The organism is Paenibacillus sp. JNUCC 35, assembly GCF_058269095.1.
This window is the reverse complement of record NZ_CM177771.1, coordinates 3243644-3260828: the sequence shown is the minus strand read 5'-3', so window position 1 is coordinate 3260828 and position 17185 is coordinate 3243644. Positions and strand designations below refer to the sequence as shown.

Annotated in this window: 13 protein-coding genes and 1 riboswitch; of the genes, 8 read left to right on the top strand and 5 right to left on the bottom strand. The window is 53.6% G+C overall.

Translation table 11 applies throughout. The annotated features are described in order from the left end of the window. Positions 1-195 precede the first annotated feature (195 nt). On the top strand, positions 196-2349 hold the full coding sequence (locus AC2TF6_RS14790) for a heavy metal translocating P-type ATPase (protein WP_491307385.1): 2154 nt from the start codon (positions 196-198) through the stop codon (positions 2347-2349). A gap of 127 nt (positions 2350-2476) precedes the next feature. Further along, positions 2477-2842, top strand: coding sequence for an ArsR/SmtB family transcription factor (locus AC2TF6_RS14785; protein WP_491307384.1), 366 nt, complete (start codon positions 2477-2479; stop codon positions 2840-2842). A gap of 19 nt (positions 2843-2861) precedes the next feature. On the opposite strand, the gene AC2TF6_RS14780 is transcribed toward AC2TF6_RS14785, so the two are convergent. Next, positions 2862-4136, bottom strand: coding sequence for an ATP-binding protein (locus tag AC2TF6_RS14780; protein ID WP_491307383.1), 1275 nt, complete (start codon positions 4134-4136; stop codon positions 2862-2864). 264 nt (positions 4137-4400) lie between these two features. Between AC2TF6_RS14780 and AC2TF6_RS14775 the strand changes: the two genes are divergently transcribed. The 4 genes from AC2TF6_RS14775 to AC2TF6_RS14760 all read left to right on the top strand — a co-directional run bounded on the left by AC2TF6_RS14775 (position 4401) and on the right by AC2TF6_RS14760 (position 10033). Beyond that, on the top strand, positions 4401-5186 hold the full coding sequence (locus AC2TF6_RS14775; protein ID WP_491307382.1) for an arylamine N-acetyltransferase family protein: 786 nt from the start codon (positions 4401-4403) through the stop codon (positions 5184-5186). A gap of 50 nt (positions 5187-5236) precedes the next feature. After that, positions 5237-5428: riboswitch (cobalamin riboswitch) on the top strand. Between the two features lie 186 nt (positions 5429-5614). After that, on the top strand, positions 5615-7912 hold the full coding sequence (gene metE / locus AC2TF6_RS14770) for a 5-methyltetrahydropteroyltriglutamate--homocysteine S-methyltransferase (protein ID WP_491307381.1): 2298 nt from the start codon (positions 5615-5617) through the stop codon (positions 7910-7912). Positions 7913-8133: 221 nt separating this feature from the next. Further along, positions 8134-8376: a YolD-like family protein gene (locus AC2TF6_RS14765; protein WP_491307380.1), complete on the top strand. Its 243-nt coding sequence runs from the start codon at positions 8134-8136 to the stop codon at positions 8374-8376. 109 nt (positions 8377-8485) lie between these two features. Next, positions 8486-10033: an FAD-dependent oxidoreductase gene (locus AC2TF6_RS14760; RefSeq protein ID WP_491307379.1), complete on the top strand. Its 1548-nt coding sequence runs from the start codon at positions 8486-8488 to the stop codon at positions 10031-10033. Between the two features lie 89 nt (positions 10034-10122). Here AC2TF6_RS14760 and AC2TF6_RS14755 read toward each other — a convergent pair whose 3' ends face one another. From AC2TF6_RS14755 to AC2TF6_RS14740, 4 genes are all read right to left on the bottom strand, one after another. Further along, on the bottom strand, positions 10123-11343 hold the full coding sequence (locus tag AC2TF6_RS14755) for a GNAT family N-acetyltransferase (protein ID WP_491307378.1): 1221 nt from the start codon (positions 11341-11343) through the stop codon (positions 10123-10125). Between the two features lie 138 nt (positions 11344-11481). After that, complete coding sequence (locus tag AC2TF6_RS14750) at positions 11482-11739, bottom strand: hypothetical protein (protein ID WP_317954720.1); 258 nt, start codon at positions 11737-11739, stop codon at positions 11482-11484. Between the two features lie 207 nt (positions 11740-11946). Then, entirely contained in the window at positions 11947-13521 is a 1575-nt protein-coding gene (locus tag AC2TF6_RS14745) for an FAD-dependent oxidoreductase (protein ID WP_491307377.1), read from the bottom strand. A gap of 5 nt (positions 13522-13526) precedes the next feature. Then, positions 13527-14360 carry a sugar phosphate isomerase/epimerase family protein gene (locus AC2TF6_RS14740; protein ID WP_491307376.1) on the bottom strand — a complete coding sequence of 278 codons (834 nt, stop codon included), beginning with the start codon at positions 14358-14360 and terminating at the stop codon, positions 13527-13529. Positions 14361-14607: 247 nt separating this feature from the next. Between AC2TF6_RS14740 and AC2TF6_RS14735 the strand changes: the two genes are divergently transcribed. Together AC2TF6_RS14735 and AC2TF6_RS14730 are read left to right on the top strand one after the other, a co-directional pair. Then, complete coding sequence (locus AC2TF6_RS14735; RefSeq protein WP_491307375.1) at positions 14608-14703, top strand: YjcZ family sporulation protein; 96 nt, start codon at positions 14608-14610, stop codon at positions 14701-14703. Between the two features lie 200 nt (positions 14704-14903). Then, the gene (locus tag AC2TF6_RS14730) at positions 14904-17033 is read left to right on the top strand and encodes a catalase (RefSeq protein ID WP_491307374.1); all 2130 of its coding nucleotides are present in this window, start codon (positions 14904-14906) and stop codon (positions 17031-17033) included. Positions 17034-17185: the final 152 nt, after the last annotated feature.

Genomic DNA, 17185 nt, shown 5'->3' with positions numbered 1-17185 from the left:
ATCCTACCATCTCTGCGGATTTCAGTCTCTAGGATAGACATGACCGCAACAGTCGATATACGGGTTCGGCAACTCTTTTTTATCCCACGAACTTCCAGCATCTTGACTTTACGTTTCCGGAAATTTATTATATGAACATATACTCATATTTTGCATACTTTATAAAAAACGTTTGTTTGGAAAGAAGGAATGGAGATGGAGGAGCACCGCGTAAAAGGTTTATCCTGCGCCAACTGTACACGCGAGCTGGAAGAACAGATTCAGAAGCTGGAACACGGGGCGGAAGCCAGACTCAGCTATAACAGCGGCAAGCTGACCGTGGACAGCCGTATATCCATGCCTGCCGTCGAGAAAATACTGGGCAATGACGGGGCTTATCTGGTCAAACCCCAGCCTGCGGCCGGGCATACGCACGAGGGGCATGGGCACAGCCATCACGGCCACTCGCACGGTCACGATCATGGGCACGATCATGATCACGGAGGGCAATCCAACCGGGCGATTACCCGTAATCTTATCGTTTCGGCTGTGCTTTTCGCGATCGCATTTTTCACGGACGGACGGGTCCCGGCCTATGTATCCATCCCCTTGTATCTGATCATTATGGCACTGAGCGGCTACATGACGTTCATCAAAGGCGCTAAAAACTTGTTCCGCCTGAAATTTAACATTGATACGCTGATGACCATCGCGCTCGTGGGAGCCATCGTGATCGGCGAGTGGAAGGAAGCGACGCTTGTAGCCATCCTGTTCGGACTGAACGAGCTTCTGGAAGGAATGGGCATGGAGAAAGCGCGCCGGTCCATGGAAACGCTGCTTCAAGTGGCTCCCAAAGAAGCGGTGCTGCTGACGGACGGCCAAGAAACGGTCGTCCCGATCGCGTCTCTTAAGATCGGAGATCTCGTTCAAGTCCGCTCCGGGCAGAAAATTCCTTCCGACGGCATCGTGGAAGAAGGCAGAAGCTCGGTCAACGAAGCCGCGATAACCGGCGAATCCCTCCCGGTGGAAAAAGCGCCCGGCGAGAAGGTGTTCGGGGGAAGCATTAACAACGAAGGGCTCCTTAAAGTCCGCATCGAGAAGGCGTATCAGGATTCTTCATTGGCGAAAATCCTGCATCTGGTCGAAGAAGCCCAGGAGACGAAAACGCCGACGGAGCTGTTCATCAACCGCTTCGCCAAGTATTACACGCCGATCATCATGATCATCTCGCTGCTCGTTATCGTCATCCCTCCGCTTTTCCTGGGGGGAAGCTGGTCGACATGGCTTTATCAGGGGCTGGCCGTTCTGATCGTCGGCTGTCCGTGCGCCCTGATTTTGTCCTCGCCGATCGCCATCGTATCCGGCATTACCCGCAATGCCCGCCACGGCATTCTGATCAAAGGCGGCGTGTTCCTGGAGCAGTTGGGCAAAATCGATACGCTCGCGTTCGATAAAACCGGCACGCTGACCAAAGGGGAGCCCCACGTGGAGAAGTCCGTGGTGCTGGATGAGCGCAAGTTTTACCCGGCTGCCGCGGCTATCGAGAAATCTTCCTCGCATCCTCTCGCCAAAGCGATTATGAAGGAGATAGAGGCGAAGGGCATCCGGGCCGAAGAAGCCGACTCTATCGAGACGGTATCCGGAAGGGGAGTGGTGGCGAGCTTCAAGGGAGAAAGGTACTGGCTCGGCAACGAGAAGAGCATGGAACATCTGCGGATTCCGGCGGATATCCAGCAGCAAATCGACTCGCTGAAGGAAGAAGGACTTACTTTAGTTATAGTCGCCGATAACGAAAAGGTGCTCGGTATGTTCGGAATATCCGACGAGATCCGGGAGGAAAGCCGCGGAGTGATCGCCGCCCTGCATAAAGCGGGCATTCATAAAACGGTTATGCTGACCGGAGATCACCAGAAAACCGCGGAGAAAGTCGCCAAAGCTGTCGGTGTAAGCGAGTATTACGGCAGTCTTCTCCCCGAACAAAAGGTCGACAAAATCAAGGAGCTCGCCGCCGAAGGTACGGTTGCCATGATCGGGGACGGCATCAACGACGCTCCGGCACTCGCTTCCGCCCAGCTTGGCATTGCGATGGGCAAAGGAACCGACAGCGCGGTGGAAACCGCCGACATCGTGCTGATGCAGGATCACCTCGGCAAACTGCCCGAAGCTATCTCCGTGGCGCGGCAGGTGAACCGGGTGATCAAGATGAACATCAGCCTGGCGCTCGGATTGAAAGCCATCGCCCTGCTTCTGACTATTCCCGGTCTGCTGACCTTGTGGATCGCCATATTGTCGGACATGGGAGCCACCATTTTCGTAACGCTGATCAGCTTGACCGTTCTTATCGAGAAGAAGCCCTCTTCTTTATCTTAACCAATAGAAAAAAGTGCTCCGCACCGGGTGCGGGGCACTTTCTTATTGCGCAGCGGAGAAGGGACTCCCTTAACCGTAATGTTTTTGATATAATAAGCCGTATGGAAACGAAGGCGGTGAATGGATCATGCAAAAACCAATCGAAGACCTCTGCGACGAATCCTGCGCAGGGACGGAAACGGACGGGACTGCTCTGGAGCATGCGAAAATGAACGAATCTATGGCCGTCAACATGGCGGAGATGTTCAAAGCTCTCGGAGATCCTACGCGCGTCAAACTCATATATGCGCTTTCCCAGCAGGAATTGTGCGTTCACGATCTGAGTGTCGTGCTTGAAATGGGACAATCCGCCGTCTCCCATCAGCTCCGGTATTTACGGAATGTCCGGATCGTTAAGCGGCGCAAAAGCGGCAAAACCGTCTTTTACTCACTGGACGACGATCACGTGAAAGAAATTTTCCGCCAAACCCTCCAGCATCTCGTGCACGTATAAAAAAACAGAGTATCTATTCTCAGGAATTAGATACTCTGTTTTTTGTCGTCAGGGGGAAGGTGATCATGACCTCCGATCCGGTGCCGACTTCGCTGGAGAACCGCATTTTGCCGCGCATGGCATCGATCAGGCGGGTCGTGACCATCAGGCCAAGCCCGGTCCCCTTGCTTTTCGTCGTATAGAAGGGAGCCCCCAGTCTCTCGATTTCTTCCTTGGTCATACCGCTGCCGTTATCGGTGATCGTAATGATGGCTTTGTGCTTCCGGACATAACCGTGTATGCGGATCAGACCGTCCGTTTGGGTCGATTCGATTCCGTTTTTGATCAGATTGACGAACGCCTGCTTGAGCTTGGAAGAGTCTCCCTCGATAAAAATATCGTCCTCGCAGGAAAGCTCGATTACGGCTCCCGACATGCTGGCATAAGGTTCAAGCATCGTCACGGCCTGCTGAAGCGAATCGCCGAGATGGATGAGGCCCGTTTCCGTCAATTCGGGTTTAGCGAAGAGCAGAAACTCCGAGATAATCTTCTCGGCCTGATCGAGTTCTCCGATGGCGATGTTTAAATATCGGCCGAGCTTCTCGTCGGCTTCCTTCTGGGAAATCTGGATATACCCGCGCGTAACTTGAAGCGGATTTCGGATCTCGTGAGCGACACTGGCGGCCAGATCGCTGAGATGCTGCAGCTTCTCGGCTTTTTGGATTTCGATACTCATCTGATCATGCCGGAGCATATGCTGAAACCATAGGATGAGCAGCACCGGCAGCAGAAGCTGTACGGTCACGAGAAGACTTACTTGCGGCAGCAGATCCTGCCAGACAAAACCGTGATGCGAGACGATGTAAGACAGCCAGATAAGCAGAGCGGCAGCGCCGATGCTTGTGTACAAGAGCGACAGGGCGATTTTTTTTCGCGAAGGATATTGGTAGAAATCACGGGCCCTGAACAGGACGGGCAGAAATCCTGCCGCATAGAGGATGACGTCCGAAACTCCGAACGACGGGAACATAACCCCATGAAAGATCAGCATCATCCCGAGCGCCGTAAACCCTCCGTAATACCCTCCGTATATAAAAGCGAGCAGAAGAGGAACGCCTCTTAAATCCCAATAAAAATCAGGAACGAGATACATAACCGGATAGCTAATACTGAAAATCCCGGAAAACCCCATCAGGATTCCCATCAGAAATCGGTTTCGTTTTTTTTCTCTTTTGTAAAAACGCGTAAGCATAAAAATCTGGTAAATATGAGGGGGAAATGTCATGATAAATAAATGGACAAGGATATCTTTCACGGGCCGCACTCTCTTTCTAAAAGAAAAAAGAACTCAGATTCCTATTATGGAGTTCTCTGGCAGATAATGCAATAAATAATGATGCCAATTGAGCGGAAACTCATCAAAAGTTGGTGAACATGGAGGAATATTTCACCAAGTTGTTGAAATCTTTAAGAATAAGCCGGAGGTGCTGAGATTGAAAATTCTCGTCAGCCAGCCAATGCTGGAGCGGAATCCGGAACAACTAATCGTCTGTGAACCTGCCGCAAAGGAGTGTGTCCTGTGAGGACGGATAGAGAAGCTTTGAAACCTGAAGTGGAGGCTTACCTCAACCGAATCGGTTACGAAGGGCCGCTGGACGGCAGTTATGAAGCGCTGGCTTTGCTGCAGGAGCAGCATCTGCACACCGTTCCGTATGAAAATCTGGATATCCTGAACGGTGTTCCGCTGTCTCTGGACATAAAGCGTCTGCGCCACAAAATCGTCGAGCGGCGGCGGGGCGGCTACTGCTTCGAGCTGAACGCCCTGTTCGGCTGGCTGCTGCGCCAGCTCGGTTACCCCGTGACCGATTATGTCGCCCGGTTCTGGCGAGACGAGACGCAGCTGCCGCCCAAACGCCGCCATCACGTATTGGAAGTGGAGGCGGAAGGAGTCAGCTACTTATGCGACGTAGGTGTCGGGGGCATTGTGCCCCGGAGACCGGTCCGTCTTGCCGAGAAGCTGGAACAGCGGCAGGGCGGGGAGTTATACGCCATGGAGCGGGACCCCGTATTCGGCTGGGTGCTGATCGAGAAGCATCGCGGCAGTTGGAGGCGTATTTACTCGTTTACCGAGGAGCCGCAGCTGCCCAAAGATTTTGTCATGGCCAGCTTCTGGTGCGAGCACAGCCCGGACTCCATTTTCACGAAAGATGCGATGGTAGCCGTACGGACCCGTGAGGGGCGCAATTCGGTCTCCGGCAAGGAGTTTAAGCTGTTTACGCCCGAAGGCGTGCGCACGTTCGTGCCTGATAACGACGCGGCCTACAAGGAAGCTCTGCTTAAATATTTCGGCATTCCTCTGGAATAAAGCTTGCATAAATATGCTTCGTTGTGTATAGTCATTCCTAAGTTAACCAATTGAATATGTTGGGAATAGGTGCCCAGCCCCTCGGGAGCTGGAGCTTAAAAGGGAAGTCCGGTGAAAAACCGGCGCGGTCCCGCCACTGTAACAGAGGAGTCAAGGCGATTATGCCACTGGTCTTAGACCGGGAAGGCAGCCGAAGATGATGATTCTGGAGCCAGGAGACCTGCCTGTTCTGACAGCACTGCTTTACCTACGGGAGATAGGGAGGTGTTAAAGTACGAGCCGCTGATTATACAAACAGAGGGCGTCTTTATCCTTGCATGCTTCGGGGATAATGACGTCCTTTTCTTATTTTTCGCGTACAAACAAGCAATTGAAGCAGGGAACTTATGCAAACATCCAATTCAAGCCACTATCAGGAGGTCAAGATCATGAACGCATTGATAAGCAGCAGTTTGGGGTACCCGAGGATCGGAGCGGGACGTGAATGGAAGAAGGCGCTGGAGTCTTTCTGGGCCGGTAAAATCGGGGAACGGGAGCTGACGGACAAGCTGACCGAGGTCCGTTTGGGAAATCTTCGCATTCAGCGGGAGAAGGGCATTGAGCTTATCGCGGTCAACGATTTTTCGGGATACGACCACGTGCTGGATACTTCCGCCATGTTCGGAATCGTCCCGGAACGGTTTCAATACGAGGGCGGTGAAGTATCTCCGGGCACCTACTATGCGATGGCTAGAGGTGAGGACGGGGCGGCCGCATGCGAAATGACGAAATGGTTTAACACCAACTATCATTATATTGTGCCGGAACTCCAGGGCGCGAGGCCCGAACTGGTCGAGAACAAGCCTCTCAAAGCTTACCGCGAAGCTAAAGAAGCGCTCGGAATCCAGGGCAAGCCCGTGCTGCTCGGACTGTTTACGTTTTTGAAATTGTCCAAAGGGTACGCCGAGACGGAAACCGATGCTTGGATCGACCGGCTGCTTCCACTGTACGGCCAAGTGCTGCGAGAGCTGGAACGGGAAGGCGCCGAATGGGTGCAGGTGGACGAACCGGTGCTTTCGACAAACTTATCCGCCGAGGATATGGAACGGATTGAAGCGATCTACAAAGCGCTGGCAGAGGCAGCACCGAAACTGAAAATTATGCTCCAGACCTACTTCGAATCCGTGGAACATTACAGTAGGGTTGTACGGCTGCCCGTAAGCGGGATCGGGCTTGATTTCGTACACGGCGGTGAGAAAACGCTGAAGCTTCTGAAGAGCGAAGGATTTCCTGAAGGCAAAATTTTAGGAGCGGGTATCGTGGACGGCCGGAATATTTGGCGTTCCGATCTGAAGGAGAAGCTGAGTACGCTTCACGACATTTTAGCCGTGGTTCCCGAGGAGCGGGTGATCGTCCAGCCATCTTGCAGCCTTCTGCATGTGCCGGTGTCCACCGTCCACGAAGATAAGCTCGATCCGGTGCTGAGAGACGCTCTTGCCTTCGCCGACGAGAAGCTGGAGGAAATCGTCCTGCTGTCCAAGGCGGCGGTATCCCAAACGGCGGACACCGCCGAAGCGCTTCAGCGGAACGAAAAAGCGCTTGCCGCCCTCCGGTCTTCCGAAGCTCGCGGGAACAAAGCCGTTCAGGCGGCCGCCCTGCAGCTTCAAAAGGTGCCGGCGGCACGCGGCGCGGACTTCGGCGAGCGACGGGCCCTTCAGCGCGAGAAGTGGCAGCTGCCATTTCTCCCGACGACGACGATCGGAAGCTTCCCGCAGACAGCGGAAGTCAGACAGGCGCGGTCCAAATGGAGAAAAGCGGAATGGACGGACGAGCAGTATAAAGCGTTTATCCGGAGCGAGATCGATAAATGGATCAAGCTTCAGGAGGAGCTGGATCTGGACGTCCTCGTTCACGGGGAATTCGAACGGACGGACATGGTGGAATTTTTCGGCGAAAAATTGGACGGCTTCGCCTTCACGCGCAACGGCTGGGTGCAGTCCTACGGCTCGCGCTGTGTGAAACCGCCGGTCATTTACGGCGATGTGGCTTTTACGCAGCCGATGACCGTCGAGGAAACCGTCTATGCCCAGTCGCTCACGACACGTCCCGTCAAAGGGATGCTGACCGGACCGGTTACGATTCTTAACTGGTCATTCGTCCGGGACGATCTGTCCAGAGACGTGGTCGCCTACCAGATTTCGCTCGCGCTGGAGAAAGAAGTGCAAGCACTCGAAGAAGCGGGAATCGAAATGATCCAAATCGACGAACCCGCTGTCCGTGAAGGCCTTCCTCTTAAGAAAGATGAGCACCGGGCTTATCTCGATTGGGCGGTCAACGCTTTCCGCAGCACAACGGCGAATGTGCGGGCCACGACGCAAATTCATACCCATATGTGCTACTGCGAATTCCACGACATGATCGGGTCTATCCGCGATATGGATGCCGACGTCATATCCATCGAAACTTCCCGCAGCCACGGCGAGCTGATCGAAAGCTTCGAACAGCACACGTACGAAAAGGGAATCGGGCTCGGTGTCTATGACATTCACAGTCCAAGGGTCCCTTCCGTCGAAGAGATGGTAAGCATGATCGAGCGTGCGCTGCGCGTACTCGACCCGCAGCTCTTCTGGATCAATCCCGATTGCGGGCTCAAAACGCGAGGCAGCGAGGAAACCGCGGCAGCCCTGCGCAACATGGTTGCGGCCGCCAAACAGTGCCGGGAAACGATGGCCGTTTCTCAAGCTTAACCGAGCAGATCAAGGTTGGCTGCAGATGCTTACGGACCGATAAACATAAGCCGTCCAACAATCCGAGCCTTCGTCCGGTGCAAACCGGGCGGGGGCTTTTTTTTACATTAGCGCGAGAAGAAAATAGGAACGTGAGTTTCCAAACCGTTGGAAGAAACCCATAAACATGGTAAGATAGAAAGATAAACGGCAGAAGGTAAGACCGTCATTCAGGAGGTATAATGGCAAAGGCAAAAGTAAAACGTCCGACCCGGGATGAGTTCGAGCTGGAAGAACTCGGTAACCGGCTGGTAGAAGCCAAGGACGAGGATTCTCTAATTCTTCTTACGGTATGGGGCTGGGCAGAGCAGGTCTACGGCAGAATTACGGTCATGGATCCCCGGACGAGACTCGTACATGTTCAGGACGGCGAACAGCTGACGAAAGTTCCATTTATGGACATTATGCAGGTGGATAACGCCTGATTAGCCTTAAAAGCATCCGGCAGGGTGCTTTTTTACTTTGTGCCGGAACGAATAGAATGAGGTCACTCTGGAGAAGTTAGGAGAATATTGGTAAAAGGAGCTAATCCACGTGAACGAAACGAACTCGAGATCAGCCGCCGCTTTCCCCCAGTTTCCGGAATCGTACTGGCTGGCTTCCGCCCAAATCCCCTCCTATTCCAGGCTGAACGAAAATATCCGGGTAGACGCCGCTATCGTCGGCGCCGGAATAACCGGTCTGACGACGGCCTACCTGCTGGCCATGAAAGGTTTAAAAGTCGCGGTTCTGAACGCGGGGCGCATTTTACACGGGACGACCGGTTATACGACCGCCAAAATTACAGCCCAGCACGACTTGATCTACGATCAGTATATTTCCGACTTTGGCGAAGAAAAAGCGCGGCTGTACTACGAGGCGAACCGAGACGCTCTTCAGTTCGTCCGTCATCTGGTCAAGGAGCACCACATTCAATGCCAATTTGAAGAACAGGATGCCTTTGTGTACACCGATACGGATTCTTCTCTGCACAAAGTGTTCAAAGAATACGAAGCTTACGAGAAATTGCGAATCCCCGGTAGCTATGTAGAAAAAACCGATCTCCCTTTCGAAACGAAAGGGGCGGTCGTGATGAAAAATCAGGCCCAATACAACCCGGTCCCGTTTCTGATTCATCTGGCTGAAGAAATCGTGCGCAAAGGAGGGCGGATTTACGAGGAAACCACCGTAACCGGATACGAGCCGGGGAGTCCGTCCGTTCTCAAGACAAGCGGCGGGTTTACCGTCAGCAGCTCGCATGTCGTGTCCGCTTCTCACTTTCCTTTTAACAACCTGCACGGGCTGTATTTTGCGCGTCTTTACGCAGAGCGTTCTTACGTGCTCGCCGTCAAAACGGACAAGCGCTACCTCGGAGGCATGTACATTAGTGCGGATAAGCCGAAGCGCTCTCTGAGGTCCGTGCTGATTAACGGCGAGCCGATGGTGATCGTGGGCGGAGAAGGCCACAAGACGGGCCAGGGCGTCTGCACGTTCCAGTATTACGAAGCGCTCGAGAAATTCGCGAGAGAAACCTTCGGGGTGAAAGAAATCGCGTACCGCTGGTCGGCTCAAGACCTGTACACGCTGGATACGATCCCGTACATCGGACAGGAGCTGGATGACGTTCCGAATCTGTACGTCGCCACGGGCTATAAGAAGTGGGGAATGAGCACGGGCATTGCCGCCGCCCAATTGAACGCGAAGCTCATTCTCGGGGAAGAGAGCCCTTACACGGACTTGTTCTCTCCCTCCCGGTTTCACGCGAACCCGTCGATTAAAACCTTTGTGGTGGAAAATGCGAACGTCGCCAAAGAGCTCATCTCCGGCAAGCTCGAATTTCCCACGAGAGAAACCGGCGAACTCCGCGAGGATGAAGGAGCCGTTGTACAGGTCAGGGGGAAAAGAGCGGGCGCTTACCGCGACCGTGAAGGGAGCCTGCACGTGGTCGACACGACCTGCACGCATTTGGGCTGCGAAGTGGACTGGAACGCGTCCGAACGGACATGGGATTGTCCCTGCCACGGCTCCCGTTTCGCCTACACGGGTGAAGTCATCGAGGGGCCGGCTTTAAAGCCGCTGGCGAAAGTGGAACTGGATGATTAGACGGCGGAATGCCAAAAAAAACCGCTCCGGCAAGGAGCGGCTTTTTTGGCGTGTTTTTTCATAGAAGCTTGCGGCGGGAACCGTGACACTTAGAAGTAATCCGAGAAATAAGGCTGCTCGTTCGCAATCAGCTTGTCCAGCAGTTGAACCGACTCTCTGTCCGCGTGAAACCGGCGTATCCGCTGCAGATAAGAAGGCCGCTTGTAGCTCATCAGCATCGTGGTCAGCGTCTGGATATCGAAGGAAGCGGAAGGAGTTCCGCCCCCGTCGGCCAGCCGGCCTTGACCTTCTTTGTCCACTGTCAAAGTGAACGTTCCCTGATTCCATTCCAGCATAGGATCATGCAGGTTGAAGGTTAACTTGCATTCTTCCCCCTGCGCCTGGAACGGATACTGTTCAATGAACTGGCTCACATCCACAATCCTCGCCATGAAATAAGGCGCAATCGTTTCTTTGATATCCCCGTCCTCCAAGAGGAAGGACATCGGTTCGTCCTTGTAGGTATGGCCTTTTACATAGGTAACCATGGAGAAATGAGCGCTTATGAAATTCCACAGGCCCGTCCGGGCTTCTTCATCGAGAAAAACCATTTCCTTCATATGAAAAATTTCTCCCGCAATCCAATACAGCAAAAACCCGGAAGGCTCATGATCCGCATCGTAATAAATGGCCACGGTCATGTCGTCGAGATCCCAGCGCAAATATTCTTCCCAGGCCAAATTATTCCGCAGCATGGCGGCGTGGTTCTGTAAAGCGAAGCGTTGATACACGGTTTTGATATCGGGGTGTTCGATCGTCACTCGTTCCACATTGCCGGGGACGGTTTTCAGCTTCGGCAGCTGCGTGTCTTTGACTTCGAACGAAATTTTATCGGAAATAATTTCCCAGCCTTTGCGGCGGTAGTACGGGATGGAGTACGGATACAAATAGGAGATAGATTGCCTGCGTCCTCGCATGTTTGTAAGAGCCTGCCGCATCAGTTGGTTCATAAGCCCCATATTGGCGTATTCGGGATAAGTGCCGACGCCCGTCAAACCGCCCATATCGTATATCCGGCCGAAAATATTCACTTGAAACGGGTACACGGCCAGCTGTGAAATCAGTTTGTCTTCATCAAACCAGCCGAGGACATCGGCTTGCTTCAGCACCGGAAGCTTCGCCTGGGCGATTTCGCGGTCTTCCCAGCCGAACGTTTGTAAATCATGGTTCGTAACCTGGAACACATAGCGGAGCAAATGGTTGAACTGTTCTCCGTGCTGGGGTTCTACGCTCTTCATTTTGAGTCTTTCCTGCAGTTTCCGGCGGCTCATGGTCGTACCTCCGTATCGGGCTTTCGTTGTAGGGATCACATTAGGATGCATGGACTCCCAATTTTCAGCTTACCCTTTTCATCCGTGGAGTAATCAGTATCGAAAAAGCGCGCGCAGAGAAAAAAAGGCCGCGAATGGTTAAAATTCAAGGTACGAAACGACAACGGAGGCGGCAAAACCGAGTACGGCCGCAATAAAATAGAAGGAACGGAAAGCGTGCAGGAGAGGTTTTTTGTCGGGTTTAGGAGAGAAGTACTCCTCGGCGTCCGGAGGCTGTATGTACCTGTCCTCCGTATGGGTCAGATTAAACCTCGTAAAAATTCCGCTGGTGCATCCCCAGATTAACAGGGAAATAATGGAGCCGATGAATAAATCATCGGAAAGAGAGCCGGCCATTCATTAACCTCCTAAAGGAAAATCATTTTTTCCGATTATAACAAAAAAACGTGAGTTCGGTGCTTTATCTTACCAAAAAAAGCCTCCAGAAAGATCTGAAGGCTTACAGAATTTGGCGGACTGACTGATCTCCCCAAGGATCTCATCATAAAATGCAAGCGGGAGATCATCCCGTCCGATCAGGTTGGGTCGGACTCGCAGGGGGAATTAGACCGGCCGAAGGGCAGGCCATTCCAGCTCAATGCCGGCTTTGGCCAAGTGCGACTGGAATTTGGCCAGTTCGTCAGAATTGCCGCGAAGCTCGCTCGGCGTCATGCCGTTGTCGATGCAGTAGGCGGCGCAGTATCCGGCCGCTTCGCCGATATTCCACTCAACGGGATGAAGCCGGTAGCAGCCGTTCGTGATATGCGTGACGCCGATGTTTTTGCCCGCGGCCAGCAGGTTGCGCACGCGTACCGGAATGAGGCTGCCGAGCGGGATCTGAAACGGCAGGGACGAGACGTCGATATACGGACGGTTCTCCGTGCTCGGATGCAGGTCGATGCGGTAGCAGCCGATTCCTACGCTGTCCGCGAACGCTTCGGCCCGGCCGTCGGGTCTGCAGGCGGTGGCGACGTGCTGCTCCAGCACGGTAAACTCCGCGTTGATCCGCCGCGACTCGCGGATGTAAGGATACATCGCCAGGCCGTCCTCCGTGCCGACGACATCTTTGCGCAGACGCAGGCCGGGGTAGCCGGTGCCGCCGTCTGGACGGGGCGCTTCCGTCTGCAGCCAGTACAGGAGAGAGAGCGATAGCTGCTTGGCCTGGTACAGATGCTTCTGCTTCTCTTCTTCGGGGACGTCGATAATGGAACCGAGCCAGTAATCGTTCTGCGGCCAGTTGACGAGTGAAATGCTGCTGCGGTAGGTTCCTTCACGGAAGTGCTCCATGTCCGCGATCTGCCGGTACCGGAAGAGGGAGAAGTGTTCCGTCCCCGGAAAAATTTCATACCGGACCGGCTCGTTCGTAGCAGGCTTGACACCTATCAGGCTAAGCAGGTGATCCGGCCAGAAATCCGCTTTGTACGCTTTCCAGAAGTCATACATCTCGGGCTTCTCGATGACGTGATGTTCACCTTCCAGATGATCCACCGCGAAGCAGTACGTAAAGCCCTGCATATCGCCGGGAAGAGGATCTCCGACTACCGCGTTCGGTTCTCCGGTTTCCGCGTAAGATTCCGCGCCGGTCACATACTCTGCCTTTACTAGCGGCAGCAAATCGCCGCATTCCGTTGCATCCAGGAAATAGGGGGCCTTCAGAACAGTCAGCGCGCCGCTGTCCAGGCTTTTTACCTCAACCGATGTAATCGCGTCCCCGTCCGTTTCCGCATTTACCGGAATGTGCCGGAGCAGGATGGTCACCTGACCGCTGTGAACATAAGGTGCCAGCATCTGCTGGAGAACAGCCAGTGCCGTTCTCGGTTCATGGCACAACCGGCTTACGGAGCCGCTGCCCGGATTAAGCTCCGTTATCGCTTTGGCTTCAGGCTTCATCGGGAAATAATCCCGGTAATAATTGCGGACATCTTCGCGGAACCTGCGGTATGTACGGGTGCAGCCGAATTTTTCGATCCATGGGTGTTCGTCGGGGGGAACCGCTTGACTGGTGAGCTGTCCGCCGATCCACACGGTTTCTTCGGTCAGGATAACGCTTTTACCCGACTCGGCTGACGCAAGTGCTGCGGCGAAGCCGCCGGTTCCTCCGCCTATAATGACGACATCAGCTAGTTGAATGGGTGTCATGGGGTTTAATCTCCTTTGGTTTGGACAAGGTGGTTGAAATTTTCATAGCTTTTACGGATTCCTTCGGCTTCGTCTCCGGTTCCTTCGTATTCGAGGACATAGGCGCCGTTATACCCGGCTTCCTTCAGCCTCGAAACGATCACGTCAAGCCGGACGTCCCCTTCACCGGCGAAGACACCTTCATACGTTTTGCCGCTCAGTGCTTTATATCGTCCTTCGGGTGTCTCGGCAAAGTCTTTAATATGTACATGCCCGATGTGAGGAAGAAGAACATCCAGCGCATGGAGCGGTTTCTCATCTACGAGCAGAAAATTTCCCGTATCGAAGGTCGATTTCAGGGCAGGCGATCCGACTCGCTTTAAAATCTCCAGAACCTGATCCCCTTTACCGGCCAGCTTGCCGTGATTTTCCAGACAGAGGGTAATGCCCGCTTGTTCAGCTAAAGCCGCCGCTTCCCCGAGGCCGGATACGATCCACTCAAGAGCGGAATCGAATGTATAGGCGTCGGACATATTTCCCGAGAAAACTCGGACAACCGACGTGCCTAGCCTGTCTGCCGTCTCGATCCCGTCTTTTACAACGCGCAGCGCTTCGGCTCTTTCGCCGGGAGTCCCTTTTACGAAATCGTTGCCGACGGCATAGCTGGACAAGGTTATTCCGTTTTCTTTCAAGAAGGCAAGAACCGCCGGAATTTCGGCTTCTTTGTCTTTCCAGAAGACATCCAGAAGTTCGACCTGGCCGATGCCCTCCTGCTGACAAAAAGTGAGAAAATCCAGGACGGTTCCCTGATTTTCACGGGTCGTTCGGTGCATGCTCCACATGCTTAAAGACAGCTTCATCAAGATGTAACCTCCAGGTTGACGGGCCCGCTGCGGGGCGAATTTATTTTATTGTAAAAGGAGAGCCTCCCTCTTAGTAGGTCAATGTCATGACCATTTCTGGTAGTTTGATGCCGACCTTGCCGGACTGCCTCTCCCGGCTCACCAAGTTCCCGCGGAAATTTCCGGGAACCGGGAGAGGAGTCCAAAACAAAAGTTACCTTCTGCATAAGATATCCTATCCCAAACAAAGAAAGGGTGTTGACGAATGGGTTACGGTGGAATAGGCTTAGGCACCAGCACAGCTGTCATTCTGGTTCTCTTCATTCTGCTGGTTATAGTCTCCCGCACTTTCTTGTACTAGACGAAACTCAGTGATCGGAATCCCTGCTGACCAGGCAGGGATTTTTTTTGTTTGTGACTTTAGGCGCAAGCTTCCTGTAGGAAGGATCGGTGTGGAAGGTCATGACATATGTTCTCATCGCGACTTCGGTTTGGCTTTATAAGAATCAGGTTACTAAGTAGAAGAGTTCATTTCCTGAACAAATCGAAGGAGGTTGTCCGATGAAAAATGACGATAAGCGCGAGCCTGTAAACGAACAAAGCAAAGATAAACAGCTTGACCCGTACAGGGTGGACGACACCGGGCAGAAGTTGACGACCAACCAGGGACTTCGGGTCAGCGAGGATGAGCACTCTTTGAAGGCCGGGATGCGCGGGCCGACTTTGATGGAAGACTTTCATTTCCGGGAAAAAATGACTCATTTCGACCACGAGCGTATTCCGGAGCGCATCGTACACGCAAGAGGATTTGGGGCACACGGTTATTTCCAGGTATACGAACCTATGACGGAGTATACAAAAGCGAAATTTCTGCAGGATCCTTCCGCAAAAACGCCCGTTTTTGTCCGTTTCTCAACGGTTGCCGGGTCGCGCGGCTCATCCGATACCGTCCGAGACGTCCGCGGCTTCGCTGCGAAATTTTACACGGAAGAAGGCAATTACGATCTTGTCGGAAACAATATGCCTGTCTTCTTTATTCAGGACGCCAAGAAGTTCCCGGACTTTATCCATGCCGTCAAACCGGAGCCTCATAATGAAATTCCGCAGGCCCAATCTGCGCACGATACATTCTGGGACTTCGTGACTTCCAATACCGAGACGGCTCATATGGTGATGTGGGCGATGTCGGACCGATCGCTTCCGCGCAGTTTCCGGATGATGGAGGGCTTTGGAGTACATACGTTCCGGTTCGTAAACGAACAGGGCAAAGGGCATTTCGTCAAATTCCACTGGAAACCACTGCTCGGCGTACATTCCCTGGTGTGGGACGAAGTGCAGAAGCTGGCGGGTAAAGATCCCGATTTCAACCGCCGGGATTTGTGGGATGCCATTGAGACGGGCAACTACCCGGAATTCGAATTCGGTGTTCAGATTATTAAAGAAGAAGACGAATTCATGTTTGACTTCGATATCCTGGATCCGACCAAGATCTGGCCGGAAGAACAGGTTCCGGTGAACATCATCGGTAAAATGACGCTGAACCGAAATACCGATAATTTCTTCGCGGAAACCGAGCAAATCGCTTTCCATCCGGGACATGTCGTTCCGGGGATCGATTTTACGAACGATCCTCTGCTTCAGGGCAGACTGTTTTCTTATACGGATACTCAGCTTTCCCGCTTGGGCGGTCCGAACTTCCACGAAATTCCGATCAACCGGTCGGTTGCTCCCGTGCATAACAACCAGCGCGACGGCATGCACCGGATGACGATCAACCGCGGTCCGGTCAGCTATCATAAAAACTCGCTGGCAGGCAATTCTCCCGAGCCCGCATCGGAAAAAGAAGGCGGTTACGCTCACTACGCGGAGAAGGTGGAAGGCCGCAAGATCCAGGCGCGCAGCGACAGCTTCAAGGACCATTTCAGCCAGGCGACCTTGTTCTGGAACAGTATGTCTGACGTGGAAAAGCAGCATATCGTGAACGCTTTCCGGTTTGAGCTCGGCAAAGTGAAAACCAAAGAAATCCGCCAGCGTGCCGTCGATATGTTCAGTCAGGTGAGTGTGGATCTGGCGAAGCAGGTTGCCGCAGGAATCGGTGCCAAAGCGCCGGAAGACACTTCCGACACCGGCGTGACGCTGTCCTCTCCAGCACTTAGCCAGATGAACACGGTAAAAACGCCTCTGACCCGCAAAGTGGCCGTGCTGGCCGGCAACGGCTTCCGCGGCAAAGAAGTGAGCGGCATGCTCCAATCGTTGAAGGGGGCCGGTCTCGTGCCGGAAGTGGTCAGCGTGCAGCTCGGTACGATCGTATGCGACGGCGGAAATCCGCTGGAAGTGGATCATTCCCTTCTCACGGCCGATTCCGTGCTGTTTGATGCCGTCTATATACCGGGGGGACGCCAAAGCGCCGATGAGCTTCTGGCGGATTCCAAAACGGCGGACTTCATCAAAGAAGCCTTCCAGCACTACAAGACCATCGGTGCTGTAGGTGAAGGCGCGGAGCTTCTCGCCGCAGCGGGAATCGCCGGATCGGCTGCCGGTAGTCCGCCGGCAACGGCCACGCCGGAAATTCAGCCGGGCGTGCTGGCGGCGGATCGCGCGGATGAAGCAGCCGGCTTCAGCCGTGATTTCGCGGCTGCCGTCGCCCAGCACCGCCACTGGAACCGCAGCCTGCAATCGCAGGCGAAATAAGGCAAAGGAAGCTCAGCTTCGGCAAGGCCTCGCTTGCAAGACCCCTGACAATTCAGGGGTCTTTTTGCTTGTATTTGTCACGCGGGTAATGGAATTAAAATTTTAGCTTGCCAAAACTAATGGCATTAGTTATTATAAAACTAATAAGATTA

Coding starts and splice junctions, on each gene's coding strand:
- AC2TF6_RS14790 (WP_491307385.1), top strand. CDS start 196: ATGGAGGAGCACCGCGTAAAAGGTTTATCCTGCGCCAACTGTACACGC.
- AC2TF6_RS14785 (WP_491307384.1), top strand. CDS start 2,477: ATGCAAAAACCAATCGAAGACCTCTGCGACGAATCCTGCGCAGGGACG.
- metE (WP_491307381.1), top strand. CDS start 5,615: ATGAACGCATTGATAAGCAGCAGTTTGGGGTACCCGAGGATCGGAGCG.
- AC2TF6_RS14765 (WP_491307380.1), top strand. CDS start 8,134: ATGGCAAAGGCAAAAGTAAAACGTCCGACCCGGGATGAGTTCGAGCTG.
- AC2TF6_RS14755 (WP_491307378.1), bottom strand. CDS start 11,343: ATGAGCCGCCGGAAACTGCAGGAAAGACTCAAAATGAAGAGCGTAGAA.
- AC2TF6_RS14750 (WP_317954720.1), bottom strand. CDS start 11,739: ATGGCCGGCTCTCTTTCCGATGATTTATTCATCGGCTCCATTATTTCC.
- AC2TF6_RS14745 (WP_491307377.1), bottom strand. CDS start 13,521: ATGACACCCATTCAACTAGCTGATGTCGTCATTATAGGCGGAGGAACC.
- AC2TF6_RS14740 (WP_491307376.1), bottom strand. CDS start 14,360: ATGAAGCTGTCTTTAAGCATGTGGAGCATGCACCGAACGACCCGTGAA.
- AC2TF6_RS14735 (WP_491307375.1), top strand. CDS start 14,608: ATGGGTTACGGTGGAATAGGCTTAGGCACCAGCACAGCTGTCATTCTG.
- AC2TF6_RS14730 (WP_491307374.1), top strand. CDS start 14,904: ATGAAAAATGACGATAAGCGCGAGCCTGTAAACGAACAAAGCAAAGAT.